The organism is Stenotrophomonas sp. FR012, from assembly GCF_047520565.2.
GTDB classification, from domain to species: domain Bacteria; phylum Pseudomonadota; class Gammaproteobacteria; order Xanthomonadales; family Xanthomonadaceae; genus Stenotrophomonas; species Stenotrophomonas sepilia.
Genome location: NZ_JAXBQL020000003.1, coordinates 38,914 through 51,277 on the forward strand (window position 1 = coordinate 38,914; position 12,364 = coordinate 51,277).

Sequence of the window (12,364 nt, forward strand, 5' to 3'; positions counted from 1 at the left end):
TGGTTATGCTGCGCTGCGGCATGGCTCGCGTGAATCCAGTGCGTCGTTCACGTCACGCAGGCAGTCGTGAAGACGAACCACATGTATCCTGTGCTGCTGTGCTGGGGTGCTTCATGGCACCCCTTGGATGAATTTCGATCAGGAGAACAGGTAGTGCCCACATGGCTTGTCACCGGCGGTGCCGGATTCATTGGCGGTAACTTTGTTCTCGAAGCGGTCGCCCGTGGCATCAAGGTCGTCAATCTCGACGCCCTGACCTATGCCGGCAATCTGAAGACCCTGTCCAGCCTGGACGGCAACCCGAACCACGTGTTCGTGCAGGGTGACATCGGCGACAGCGCCCTGGTCACCCGCCTGCTGGCCGAACACCAGCCCGATGCCGTACTGAATTTCGCCGCTGAGAGCCACGTGGACCGTTCCATCGACGGCCCGGGCGCTTTCATCCAGACCAACGTGGTGGGCACCCTGGGCCTGCTGGAAGCGGTCCGTGACTATTGGAAGGCGCTGCCGGCCGAACAGGGCGCGGCCTTCCGCTTCCTGCACGTGTCCACCGACGAGGTTTACGGCACCCTGGGCGAGACCGGCAAGTTCAGCGAAACCACGCCGTACGCCCCGAATTCCCCGTATTCGGCGTCGAAGGCCGCTTCGGACCACCTGGTGCGTGCCTTCCACCACACCTACGGGCTGCCGGTGCTGACCACCAACTGCTCCAACAACTACGGCCCGTATCACTTCCCGGAGAAGCTCATTCCGCTGGTGATCGCCAAGGCGCTGGCCGGCGAGCCGCTGCCGGTGTACGGCGATGGCAAGCAGGTGCGCGACTGGCTGTTCGTGTCCGACCACTGTGAGGCGATCCGCACCGTGCTGGCCAAGGGCAAGGTCGGCGAGACCTACAACGTCGGCGGCAATTCGGAAAAGCAGAACATCGAAGTGGTGCAGGCGATCTGCGCACTGCTGGACCAGCGCCGCCCGCGTGCGGATGGCCAGCCGCGCAGCAGCCAGATCACCTATGTCACTGACCGCCCCGGCCACGACCGCCGCTATGCGATCGATGCGTCCAAGCTGAAGAACGATCTGGGCTGGGAGCCGGCCTACACCTTCGAGCAGGGCATCGCCTTCACCGTCGACTGGTACCTGGGCAACCAGGAGTGGGTCAACGGCGTGCTGGACGGCAGCTACCGTCTGCAGCGCATCGGCACTGCGGCCTGAACCCTGGAGACGACATGACGCAGCGTAAAGGCATCATCCTCGCCGGTGGCTCCGGCACTCGGCTGTATCCGATCACCAAGGGCGTCAGCAAGCAGCTGCTGCCGGTGTACGACAAGCCGATGATCTACTACCCGCTCAGCGTGCTGATGCTGGCGGGCATCCGCGAAGTTCTGATCATCAACACCCCGCACGAGCAGGCGCTGTTCCAGCAGCTGCTGGGCGACGGCTCGCAGTGGGGTATGGACATCCAGTACGCGGTGCAGCCGAGTCCGGACGGCCTGGCCCAGGCTTACCTGATCGGCCGCGACTTCGTCGCCGGCAAGCCGAGCTGCCTGGTGCTGGGCGACAACATCTTCCACGGCCACGGCCTGCGCGAAGTGCTGCGCAACGCCGACCAGCGAGAGCAGGGCGCGACCGTATTCGGTTACTGGGTCAACGACCCGGAACGTTACGGAGTAGCCGAGTTCGATAAGGACGGCAAGGTCATCGATCTGGTCGAGAAGCCGGAGAATCCGCGTTCGAACTACGCGGTCACCGGCCTGTACTTCTACGATGGCAATGCCAGCGACTATGCGGCCGAGCTCAAGCCGTCGCCGCGTGGCGAGCTGGAGATCACCGATCTGAACCAGCGCTACCTGCGCGAGGGCCACCTGCACCTGGAGGCCCTCGGCCGTGGCTATGCCTGGCTCGATACCGGCACGCACCAGTCGCTGCTGGAGGCCTCCAACTTCATCGAGACCATCCAGACCCGCCAGGGCCTGCAGGTCTGCTGCCCGGAAGAAATCGCGTTCGGCAAGGGCTGGATCAACGCCGAGCAGCTGGAAGCACTGGCTGCGCCGCTGATCAAGAATGGCTACGGCCAGTACCTGCACAAGCTTGCCCTGCGTGGAGTCGTTCCGTGAAAGTGATTGAAACCAAGTTGCCCGGTTGCGTGGTGATCGAGCCGGCGGTGTTCGGCGATGCCCGCGGTTATTTCTTCGAAACCTGGAATGCCGAGCGCTTCGCCGCGCTGGGCCTGCCCGATCGCTTCGTGCAGAGCAACGTGTCGACGTCCGCGCAGGGCGTACTGCGCGGACTGCATTACCAGTGGCCGCGCCCCCAGGGCAAGCTGGTCAGCGTGCTCGAAGGCGAGGTCTACGATGTGGCCGTCGACATCCGTCGCGGCTCGCCGACCTTCGGCCAGTGGGAAGCGGTGGTGCTGAGCGCGGAGAACAAGAAGCAGTTCTGGATTCCGGAGGGCTTCGCGCACGGCTTCGCTGTGCTGTCCGAGCGTGCGGTGTTCAGCTACCTGTGCACCGAGGTGTACCTCAAGGACTTCGATGCCGGCGTGCGCTGGAACGATGCGGACATCGCCGTGGACTGGCCGGTCAGTGCCCCGACCTTGTCGGCCAAGGACGAGAACGCGCCATTCCTGAAGGACATTGCTGAAGACCGCCTGCCGGTCTACGTGCCATGACCGTGCTGGTGTTCGGTGGCAATGGCCAGGTCGGCCAGGAGCTGCTGCGCGCGCTGGTGCCGCTGGGCAAGGTGGTCGCGACTACCCGCAGCGGCCAGCTGCCGGACGGCAGTGCATGCGAAACGGCCGACTTCGGCCAGCCCGACAGCCTGCCGGCACTGCTGGATCGCGTGCAGCCGTCGCTGGTGGTCAATGCGGCCGCCTACACCGCCGTTGACCGCGCAGAGCAGGACGCTGATGCGACCTTCGCTGCCAACGCGCAGGCGCCGGGCGCAATCGCGCGCTGGTGCGCGGCCCACGGCGTGCCGTTCGTACACTATTCGACCGACTACGTGTTCGATGGCCAGGGCAGCGCGCCCTATCGCGAGGACGAGCCGACCGCACCGCTGGGCGTGTATGGCACCAGCAAGCGCGATGGCGAGGACGCGGTGCGTGCGGCCGGTGGCCGCCATCTGATTTTCCGCACGGCGTGGGTGTATGCCTCGCACGGCGCGAATTTCCTGCGCACCATGCTGCGCGTCGGGGCCGAGCGCGATGCGCTGCGGGTGGTGGCCGACCAGGTCGGTACGCCGACGCCGGCCGCGCTGATCGCCGATGTCACCTTGCAGGCGGTGCAGCATCCAGGACAGCTGTCCGGGACCTGGCACCTGACCGCCAGCGGCCAGACCAGCTGGCATGGGTTTGCCGAGGCGATCTTCGCCGAAGCGTTGGCCACCGGCGTGTTGGCCAAGGTGCCGACGGTCGAGGCGATTCCCAGCTCCGAGTACCCGACCCCGGCCAAGCGTCCGGCCTGGTCGGTGCTGGACAACCGCAAGCTGCAGCAGGATTTCGGCATCGTGCTGCCAACCTGGCAGGACGGCCTGAAGCGGGTGATGGCGGAGCTGGCCTGATGGCCGTAGCGCCGGGCCATGCCCGGCGACGCAGCGCGGCCGGGCCGATCAGGAACGGGTCACAGCCCGCTGCGCAGCAACCGGATCCGACCCCGGGCAAACCTCAGCTGCGCCCGTAGGTATCCTCGAACCGAACGATGTCATCCTCGCCCAGGTAGCTGCCCGACTGCACTTCGATCAGTTCCAGCGGCAGCTTGCCCGGGTTGCGCAGGCGGTGGGTCACGCCCAACGGAATGTAGGTGCTCTGGTTCTCGCTGAGCAGGATCACTTCATCGCCACGGGTCACCTCGGCGGTGCCGCTGACCACGATCCAGTGCTCGGCGCGATGGTGGTGCATCTGCAGGCTGAGCGTGCCACCGGGCTTGACCGTGATGCGCTTGACCTGGAAGCGCTCGCCGTTGTCGATCGAATCGTAGGCGCCCCATGGGCGATAGACCTTGCGATGCCAGGTGGCCTCGCTGCGGCCTTCGGCCTTGAGCTGTGCCACCACGGTCTTGACCTCCTGCATGCGGTCGGCCTGGCCCACCAGCACCGCATCGTCGGTCTCGACCACGATCACGTCATCAAGGCCGACCATGGCCACCAGGCGCTGGCCGTAGGCATAGGTATTGCGGCAGTCGATGGCGATCACGTCGCCCTGGTGCGCGTTGCCATCGCCGTCCTGCTGCGAGACGTCGCGCAGCGCAGTCCACGATCCGACATCGTTCCAGCCCGCATCCAGTGGAATCACCACCGCGTCGGCGGTCTTCTCCATCACCGCGTAGTCGATCGAATCGGACGGAACGGCAGTGAAGGCGTCCTTGTCCAGGCGGGTGAAGTCGGCATCTCGGCGCGCCTGCTGCCAGGCCTGGCGGCTGCCAGCCAGCATCGCGGGCTGGAAGCGTTCCAGCTCCTGCAGGTAGCGCGAGGCCTTGAACAGGAACATGCCACTGTTCCAGTAATACTGGCCGCTGCTGACGTAGCCGGTCGCGGTGTCCAGGTCCGGCTTCTCGACGAAGCGCTCGACCGCGCGCAGGCCCTGGCCATCGGCGGCCTTGATGTAGCCATAGCCGGTTTCCGGGCCGGTCGGCACGATACCGAAGGTCACCAGCTTGCCGGCCTGGGCAGCGCCGGCCGCCGCCTGCACGGCGCTGCGGAACGCAGTCTCGTTGGTGATCACGTGATCGGAGGGCAGCACCAGCAGCAGGGCGTCGGCACCGTCGCGGGTGGCCTCCAGCGCGGCCACCGCGATCGCCGGGGCCGTGTTGCGGCCGACCGGCTCGAGGATGATCGCGGCCGGCTCGGCGCCAACCTGCTGCAGCTGCTCGGCGGCGACGAAGCGATGCTCTTCGTTGGCGATCACCAGCGGTCCGCGCGCGGCGATCGGCGCGACACGCTTCCAGGTGACCTGCAGCATCGTCAGTTCACCCGCCAAGGGCAGGAACTGCTTCGGATACGCCTCGCGCGACAGTGGCCACAGGCGGGTACCGGATCCACCGGACAGGATGACGGGCTGGATGCTGCTCATGCGTTCCTCGGTTACTGCTGGATGAGGCGGGAGATGTCGTCGGTGCGCGCCTGCATCAGCGCGGCATCGCCCCGGGCTTCAACATTCAGGCGCAGCAGCGGCTCGGTGTTGGAGCTGCGCAGGTTGAAGCGCCAGTCGCCGAAGTCGGCACTGATGCCATCGGTGTGGTCCAGGGTGGGCGACTGCGCCGCGAAGTGCTCCATCACGCGCGCGACAGCGGCCTTTGCATCGGTGACCTTGAAGTTGATCTCGCCGCTGCAGGGGTAGGCCGCCATGCGGTCTTCGACCCAATCGGCCAGCGAGCGCCCGCTTTCGGAAACCAGCTGGGCGATCAGCAACCACGGGATCATGCCGGAGTCTGCATAGGCGAACTCGCGGAAGTAGTGGTGGGCGCTCATCTCGCCGCCGTACACCGCGTCTTCGGCGCGCATCTTTTCCTTGATGAAGGCGTGGCCGCTCTTGCACTGCACCGGTACGCCGCCGGCCTGTTCGACCATGTCCACGGTGTTCCAGACCAGGCGCGGGTCGTGCACGACCTTGCCGCCGGGGTTGCGCGCCAGGATTGCCTTGGCCAGCAGGCCGACCAGGTAGTAGCCCTCGATGAAGCGGCCGGTGTGGTCGAAGAAGAAGCAACGGTCGAAGTCACCATCCCAGGCAATGCCGAAATCGGCGCCGTGTTCGCGCACCGCGTCGGCAGTGGCGGCGCGGTTCTCCGGCAGCAGCGGGTTGGGAATGCCGTTGGGGAAGCTGCCGTCCGGTTCGTGGCAGATGCGGATGAATTCGAACGGCAGGTGCGGTGCCAGCAGGTCGACGATGGCACCGGCGCCGCCGTTGCCGGCGTTGACCACCAGCTTCAGTGGGCGCAGCTTGCCAGCATCGACATAGCTCAGCAGATGCTGGATATACGCGCTCTTGTCGTGCCGGGCGCTCTGCGCGGCACGCGGCGGTTGCGCCTCGGACGTGTCGGCGGCGACCGCATCGGAAATCGCGAACAGGCCGGTATCGGAGCTGATCGGCCGCGCGTTCTCCTTGACCAGCTTCATGCCGTTGTAGTCCATCGGGTTGTGGCTGGCGGTGACCATCACGCCGCCGGCCGCGCCCAGATGGTCGGTCTGGAAATAGACTTCTTCCGTGCCGCACAGTCCGATGTCGATCACCTCGCGCCCGGTACCGCGCAGGCCTGCGGCCAATGCATCCTGCAGCGCGGGGCTGGTCAGGCGCACGTCGTGGCCCAGTACCACCGGGCCCGGCGCAAGCTGCGCCGCCAGCGCCACGCCGATGCGGCGCGCCAGCGCTTCGTTCAGTTCTTCCGGCACGCGGCCGCGGATGTCATAGGCCTTGAAGGCGGGCAGGGGCATTGATCGGATCCTTGGGGAACTCAGCCCAAGATTGTAGTCCCAGTCCTGTATGGGAATCGTTTCCATGCCGCAACGCCACGTGACCGACCGGTGCGCTGCCCTAGAATGGGCGGATTACACCAACGAGGTGAGGGCGTAGATGAGCAACCCAGCAACGACCGGCGGTAAGCGCGGCAAGCGCTTCGCCAGTGCGGCGGAGGCCCTGCAGGGGGTGGTCGCCGATGGCCAGACCCTGGCCGTGGGCGGCTTTGGCCTGTGTGGCATTCCCGAGGCACTGATCGCTGCGCTGCGCGACAGCGGCGCCAAGGGCCTGACCGTGATCTCCAACAATGCCGGCGTCGATGGTTTCGGCCTGGGCCAGCTGCTGGAAACGCGGCAGATCAAGAAGATGATTTCGTCCTATGTGGGCGAGAACAAGGAATTCGAACGGCAGTTCCTGGCCGGCGAGCTGGAGCTGGAGTTCAACCCACAGGGCACCCTGGCCGAGCGCCTGCGTGCCGGTGGCGCGGGTATTCCGGCGTTCTTCACTGCCACCGGCTACGGCACGGTGGTGGCCGAGGGCAAGGAAACCCGCGAATTCGACGGCAAGCACTACGTGATGGAGACCGCGTTGCGCGCCGACGTGGCGCTGGTCAAGGCCTGGAAGGCCGACGAGGCTGGCAACCTGGTGTTCCGCAAGACCGCACGCAACTTCAACCCTGCCTGTGCGATGGCCGGCAAGGTCTGCATCGTGGAAGTGGAGGACGTGGTGCCGGTCGGTGCGATTGATCCGGACCAGGTTCACCTGCCGGGCATCTATGTGCACCGCATCGTGCACAACGCGCATCCTGAGAAGCGAATCGAACAGCGCACCATCCGCGCGGAGGGCAACTGACATGGCGTGGACCCGCGATGAAATGGCGGCCCGTGCCGCCCAGGAACTGACCGATGGCGCCTACGTGAACCTTGGCATCGGCCTGCCGACCCTGGTCGCCAACCACATTCCCGACGGCGTGGATGTGTGGCTGCAGTCGGAGAACGGCCTGCTCGGCATTGGGCCGTTCCCGACCGACGCCGAGGTCGACGCCGACCTGATCAACGCCGGCAAGCAGACCGTCACCGCACGCGCCGGCGCCAGCTACTTCGGCAGCCACGACAGCTTCGCGATGATCCGCGGTGGCCACGTCAACCTGGCCATCCTCGGCGCCATGCAGGTCACCGACAAGGGCGACCTGGCCAACTGGATGGTGCCCGGCAAGATGGTCAAGGGCATGGGCGGTGCGATGGACCTGGTGGCCGGCGTGCAGCGCGTGGTGGTGCTGATGGAGCACACCGCCAAAAACGGTGAGCACAAGATCCTGGCCGAATGCACGCTGCCGCTGACCGGCGTGGGCGTGGTCGACCGCATCATCACCGACCTGGCGGTGTTCGACGTGACTGATACTGGTCTGCAGCTCGTGGAAGCCGCGCCGGGCGTCAGCGATCAAGAGCTGAAGGAAAAGACCGGCGTTGCGTTCCAGCGCGACTGATCGAAAGCATGGGGGCCGTTGGCCCCCGGCGCTCAACTGCGGCGAGCGTAGGCGTACGTCGTGTCCTGGGGCGAGGGTAGGCCTAGCAGGGCGGCCGCATCCTGCTGGCGGTAGCCCGCATGGCGCGCGACGAGTGTGAAGGTCCGCTCGATGGCGTGGGCGAGGGTGCCGTCCACCTGCCCGGCCTCGGTGTCGAACAGCGACGGTTGCAGGTGCGTGTCCAGCATGGGCCGCAGGGCTTCAAGCCGCACCCAGAACATGCTGCCAGCGATGAAACTATCGGCGTTGATGTCGCCCTGAGATACGCCGAAACGGCTCAGCAATGCCTGCACGTTACGTTCGTTCGCGCCCCAGAAATAGTCCAGGCGTTGGACGTGCCCTTCCGGCGGTACCAGGCCAAGAGAGGGGTCCTTGGCAAACGCATCGACGATACCGGACGCCCGGTCGGGCGCCATTAGGCGATCAATCAGCTCGTTACGCCAGCGGTCGCCATCGTTGCGGTGGATGGAGCGCTTGGTGTGCAGCTTCAAGACAATATCCTCGCCGTCTTCAAGCAGCGATTCGGCCGCGTGCAGGAAGGGAAGAATGTCCCGGCCATGGTTGGCAAATGCGCGGATCTCAGCATTGATGCCACTGGCTTTCAGCACCTGCCTGATCTGAGCATGCCGCTCGTGGGTGGTGGTGACAACCACGCGCCAGGGCAGACCGGTGGCCTTCAGCTTGTCCAGCAGTTCGGCGAAAACGTCCGGATACCAGGCATGAATCACCACGCATGGTCTTGCCGGCGTCTGCCGGACGGCAGACGGCAACAGCGCCTCACGGGTGGCCTGCAGCCAGGCATGGCCGAGGCGGGCATCCGGTTCCAGCACGGCACCTTCAGCCCACTCGTTCCAGGCGTTTATGAACACCAGTCGCTGCGCCTGCGGTGCTGCGGAGAGGCGTTCATGGATCGTGGTGCGCAACCAGTCACGGTAACCACGTGGTGAAGCGTGCAGGTACACGCGGCCGCGACCGGAACGTCGGGCCTCGTTGTCCCAACCGGGGTTGACCCCGGGATAGAGCGGGTAATCGGGCAGCGGACGGGCGGCGATTTCGCTTGCCAGTTCGCGCCAGTCGCGCACGTCGCCATTGAAGTCGGGATTGAGCAGCCACTGCTGCGCCGAAAGTGAGCGCGGATTACTCATGTTGGGCGGGAACTCGACCGCCGCATCGAAGCCGATGTCGCGCGGGTCGGGGCGCTCGAAGCCCTGGACGTAGGCCAGGTGGATCTCGCCTACACCGTTGTCGCGGCACCAGCGGCGCCAGCGCTCGGCAGTCGCACTGGCGTCGGGCAGCAGGTTCGGGCGATAGACCAGCAGCATCGGCCGCCCCTCGACCTTCAATGCACGGCGGTCGCGCAGGTAGGGCGCGACATGTGCGATGAAGGCCAGATCGTCCTCTGCGCTGTGCTGCTGGCCGATCAGGATGTCGTCGTCGCGGCCGTCCCAGCGTCGTGCCCAGTTCTCGTTGGCCCAGCACAGGCAGAACGGCAGGTCGATGCTGTCATCGGCCAGCCATTGACGCAGCGGGTCTTCCATCAGCGTGCGGCCGCTGAACCAATAGTAGTAGAAGCAGAATGCGCCGATGCCGTACTCCGCAGCCAAGCGTGCCTGGTCACGCATCACCTGCGGGTTGCGCAGGTCATAGAAGCCGAGGTCGGCCGGCAGGCGGGGTTGGATGTGACCCTCGAACTGCGGCAGGGCGCGGGTCACGTTGCGCCACTCGGTAAAGCCCTTGCCCCACCAGGCGTCGTTCTCCGGGAAGGTGTGGAACTGCGGCAGGTAGAAAGCGACCAGCGTCGCTGGCATGGGTGACGGCAATGCTCCCTCACGCCATGGCACGTGGCCGATCGCCGGTTCATCGGCACGCCAGCGCAGCTGGGCACTGGCGCGCGCGCCCCACTCATCCTGCTGCCCCTTGGGCGGCGGCGGCACCCAGTCGCCATGCCGTGCCAACAGCCGGGTGCGCAACCGGTCGCGCTGCGCCTGCGGCAACGGCAAGGCCCGGAACACGGCGCGCAGCAACGGGAACAGCGACTGGCGCAGGCTCATCGGGTGAGGCCTCGCGACAGCGGGCGGTAGGACGGGATCAGCATCTGGGCAACGGTCATGGCGCCATTTTCGGTGTTGGCGGCCATGACGGCAAACGGCGGCGTGCTAGCGTGTGACCATGCTGTTCCCCCACGACCTGCCCGATGCCGATGTCCTGCACCTGCCGGGATGGCTGGCTGCTGCCGACGCCGACCGGCTCATGGGGGCGCTGCAGGCCGACGTGCGGTGGGACGTCCACCGCATCCGCATGTTCGGCAACTGGGTGGATTCGCCGCGGCTGAGCTGCTGGATCGGCGACCCGCAGGCGCGCTACCGCTACTCCGGTGCCGAGTTCGTGCCGCATCCGTGGCCGCCTGTGTTGCAGGCCGTGCGCGAGCGCCTGCGGGCTGAAGGCTACGGCCGCTTCAACAGCGTGCTGCTGAACCGCTATCGCGGTGGCGGCGACTACATGGGCTGGCACAGCGATGACGAGCCGGAGCTGGGGCCGGCCCCGGTGATCGCGTCGCTGAGCCTGGGTGCGGCGCGCCGTTTCCTGCTGCGCCGACGCGACGATCCGGCGCGCAAGGCTGAATTCGTGCTTGGCCATGGTGACCTGCTGCTGATGGCCGGGCATACCCAGCGCTTCTACCAGCACGCGTTGCCGAAGATGACGCGGGTGCAGGGCGAGCGCATCAACCTGACGTTCCGCTGGATTGCGCCGCGTTGACGAAGAAGGGGTCAGATCCCTTTCCGGCAGGAAAGGGATCTGACCCCGCAACCACGTGCCCGGCGAATGCGGAGATCAGCGCGCAACGTTCGGCTGGTCGGCCTGGCCGCTGGTCAACGTCCAGCCCACCATGTCCTGCGCCAGCTGCTGCAGGCCGCGCTCGAAGGCTGCGGTCACCGCTGGTATGTCTGTGCTGCCGACCGGCTGCGCCTGGCGGAAGGTGCGGTCAGCCACCACGCGCTGGTCGGCGACATGGATCAGCTTGGCGTTGACCTCGATCACCACGGTCGGCGTGGCCTGGCCCTGGTAATCCGATTCGAAGCGGCGCACGTCGGTGGACAGCTTGTAGTCGGCGCGGATGCCGGCAGTGCTGCGGGCCACGCCGCGGATGCGGCCGGAATCCTCGAAGCCACGCAGCAGGGTGTCCTCGATCATGTCGGTGGCCGGCTGCGCCCAGCTGGCCCCTTTGTAGATCTCAAGCTGGGAGGGTGTCGGCCGCACATTGATGCGCGGGCTGTCGACCATGCGCGCGGCGCTGGGCTTGGCCAGCACCAGCTGCCAGCTGGCCTGCGGCCATGCCGGGTCCGCCTTGACCTGCACGGACGGCGAGTACAGCGTCACCGCGGTTTTCTCGCTGCTGCCGAGGATGGAGCAGCCGCCCAGCAGGGTGACCATCGAAGCGGCCAGCAGCAGGCGCGGAAGGGTGGTCGGGCTCATTTGGGTTCGAACTCCTTCGGTGCGTCGCGGCCCAGCAGGTAGCGCGCGGGGTTGTTCTCGAGGCGGTCGCTGACCCGGCGCAGGTCGCGGATCAGGCCGCGCAGTTCGGTCAGCGTCGGGCCCAGCTGGCCAAGGCCATCGTTGGCAAAGCTGTTGATCGCGGCTCGGTTCTCGCCAAGGATCGAATCGGCGTTGCCGGCGGCCGAATCGAGCTTGGCCAGGGTCGTGTCGAGCTTGTCGATGATGCCGGGCAGCTGCTGCACCAGGTTCCTGTCCAGGCGCTCGATGGTGCCGTTGGTGGTCTTCAGCGTGGTGTCCAGGCTGCGGGCGGCATCGCGCGCGCTGAGCAGCAGCGCCTGCGTACCCTGGTCACGGTCGGCCAGGCCACCACTGATCGTCTCCAGGTTGGCCAGCGTCGCGTTGATCGAGGCCACGTTGCGGTCGCTGAGGATCTGGTCCATGCGCTCGACGATGCGGTTGGCCACGTCGGTGATGTTCTGCAGCGCCGAGGGCGTGGTCGGGATGATCGGTGCCGGATCCTTGTTGACCGTGGTCAGTGCCGGCGACTGCGGCGTGCCGCCGCTGAGCTGGATGATCGACGGGCCGGTCAGGCTGGTGATCGCCAGCTTGGCGCGGGTATCGGTCTTGACCGGCGTGTTGGAGTTCAGGCGGATGCGCGCGACCACCTGGCGCGGGTCGTCCGGCACCAGGTTCAGTTCGGTGATCGAGCCCACCGCGATGCCGTTGTACTGCACCGGGCTGCCCACCGACAGGCCGGTCACCGCTTCGCGGAACACCACGCGGTACTCCTGCCAGGTGCGGTCGGAGGAGTACTTGGCCGCCCACAGGCCGAAGGCCAGCAGGGCCAGGCCGGTGATCAGGGTGAACGCGCCGATCAGCACGTAGTTGGCTTTGGTTTCCAT

At 66.5% G+C, this 12,364-nt stretch carries 12 protein-coding genes; 7 read left to right on the forward strand and 5 right to left on the reverse strand.

Going from position 1 to position 12,364, the window contains the following annotated elements; translation table 11 throughout:
• The first annotated feature begins 153 nt into the window (after nucleotides 1–153).
• From rfbB to rfbD, 4 genes are read left to right on the forward strand one after another with little or no spacing between them, the layout of a single operon-like run.
• Entirely contained in the window at nucleotides 154–1,209 is a 1,056-nt protein-coding gene (gene rfbB / locus ACM0O9_RS06440; RefSeq protein ID WP_235649852.1) for a dTDP-glucose 4,6-dehydratase, read from the forward strand.
• Nucleotides 1,210–1,223: 14 nt separating this feature from the next.
• Complete coding sequence (rfbA, locus tag ACM0O9_RS06445; RefSeq protein ID WP_014645856.1) at nucleotides 1,224–2,111, forward strand: glucose-1-phosphate thymidylyltransferase RfbA; 888 nt, start codon at nucleotides 1,224–1,226, stop codon at nucleotides 2,109–2,111.
• On the forward strand, nucleotides 2,108–2,665 hold the full coding sequence (gene rfbC, locus ACM0O9_RS06450) for a dTDP-4-dehydrorhamnose 3,5-epimerase (RefSeq protein ID WP_004141806.1): 558 nt from the start codon (nucleotides 2,108–2,110) through the stop codon (nucleotides 2,663–2,665). Before rfbA ends, rfbC begins: the two co-directional genes overlap by 4 nt.
• On the forward strand, nucleotides 2,662–3,555 hold the full coding sequence (rfbD, locus tag ACM0O9_RS06455; protein ID WP_235649851.1) for a dTDP-4-dehydrorhamnose reductase: 894 nt from the start codon (nucleotides 2,662–2,664) through the stop codon (nucleotides 3,553–3,555). Before rfbC ends, rfbD begins: the two co-directional genes overlap by 4 nt.
• Before the next feature lie 103 nt (nucleotides 3,556–3,658).
• On the opposite strand, the gene ACM0O9_RS06460 is transcribed toward rfbD, so the two are convergent.
• A complete protein-coding gene (locus tag ACM0O9_RS06460) occupies nucleotides 3,659–5,062 on the reverse strand; it encodes a mannose-1-phosphate guanylyltransferase/mannose-6-phosphate isomerase (protein WP_414604103.1) in 1,404 nt (467 codons plus the stop codon).
• Nucleotides 5,063–5,073: 11 nt separating this feature from the next.
• Nucleotides 5,074–6,420 carry a phosphohexomutase domain-containing protein gene (locus ACM0O9_RS06465; RefSeq protein WP_235649849.1) on the reverse strand — a complete coding sequence of 449 codons (1,347 nt, stop codon included), beginning with the start codon at nucleotides 6,418–6,420 and terminating at the stop codon, nucleotides 5,074–5,076.
• 139 nt (nucleotides 6,421–6,559) lie between these two features.
• Here ACM0O9_RS06465 and ACM0O9_RS06470 point away from each other — a divergent pair, with 139 nt between their 5' ends.
• A complete protein-coding gene (locus ACM0O9_RS06470; RefSeq protein WP_235649848.1) occupies nucleotides 6,560–7,294 on the forward strand; it encodes a CoA transferase subunit A in 735 nt (244 codons plus the stop codon).
• 1 nt (nucleotide 7,295) lies between these two features.
• Nucleotides 7,296–7,928 (forward strand): CoA transferase subunit B, encoded by a 633-nt coding sequence (locus tag ACM0O9_RS06475; RefSeq protein WP_197599128.1) that lies wholly within the window; start codon nucleotides 7,296–7,298, stop codon nucleotides 7,926–7,928.
• Nucleotides 7,929–7,960: 32 nt separating this feature from the next.
• Here ACM0O9_RS06475 and ACM0O9_RS06480 read toward each other — a convergent pair whose 3' ends face one another.
• Nucleotides 7,961–10,018 carry a glycoside hydrolase family 99-like domain-containing protein gene (locus tag ACM0O9_RS06480; RefSeq protein ID WP_235649847.1) on the reverse strand — a complete coding sequence of 686 codons (2,058 nt, stop codon included), beginning with the start codon at nucleotides 10,016–10,018 and terminating at the stop codon, nucleotides 7,961–7,963.
• A gap of 118 nt (nucleotides 10,019–10,136) precedes the next feature.
• Here ACM0O9_RS06480 and ACM0O9_RS06485 point away from each other — a divergent pair, with 118 nt between their 5' ends.
• Nucleotides 10,137–10,724, forward strand: coding sequence for an alpha-ketoglutarate-dependent dioxygenase AlkB family protein (locus ACM0O9_RS06485; RefSeq protein ID WP_235649846.1), 588 nt, complete (start codon nucleotides 10,137–10,139; stop codon nucleotides 10,722–10,724).
• A 75-nt stretch (nucleotides 10,725–10,799) separates the two neighbouring features.
• On the opposite strand, the gene ACM0O9_RS06490 is transcribed toward ACM0O9_RS06485, so the two are convergent.
• Together ACM0O9_RS06490 and ACM0O9_RS06495 are read right to left on the reverse strand one after the other, a co-directional pair.
• Nucleotides 10,800–11,441: an ABC-type transport auxiliary lipoprotein family protein gene (locus tag ACM0O9_RS06490; RefSeq protein WP_065196227.1), complete on the reverse strand. Its 642-nt coding sequence runs from the start codon at nucleotides 11,439–11,441 to the stop codon at nucleotides 10,800–10,802.
• Nucleotides 11,438–12,364: an MlaD family protein gene (locus ACM0O9_RS06495; RefSeq protein WP_005415199.1), complete on the reverse strand. Its 927-nt coding sequence runs from the start codon at nucleotides 12,362–12,364 to the stop codon at nucleotides 11,438–11,440. The genes ACM0O9_RS06490 and ACM0O9_RS06495 overlap by 4 nt, the downstream gene beginning before the upstream one ends.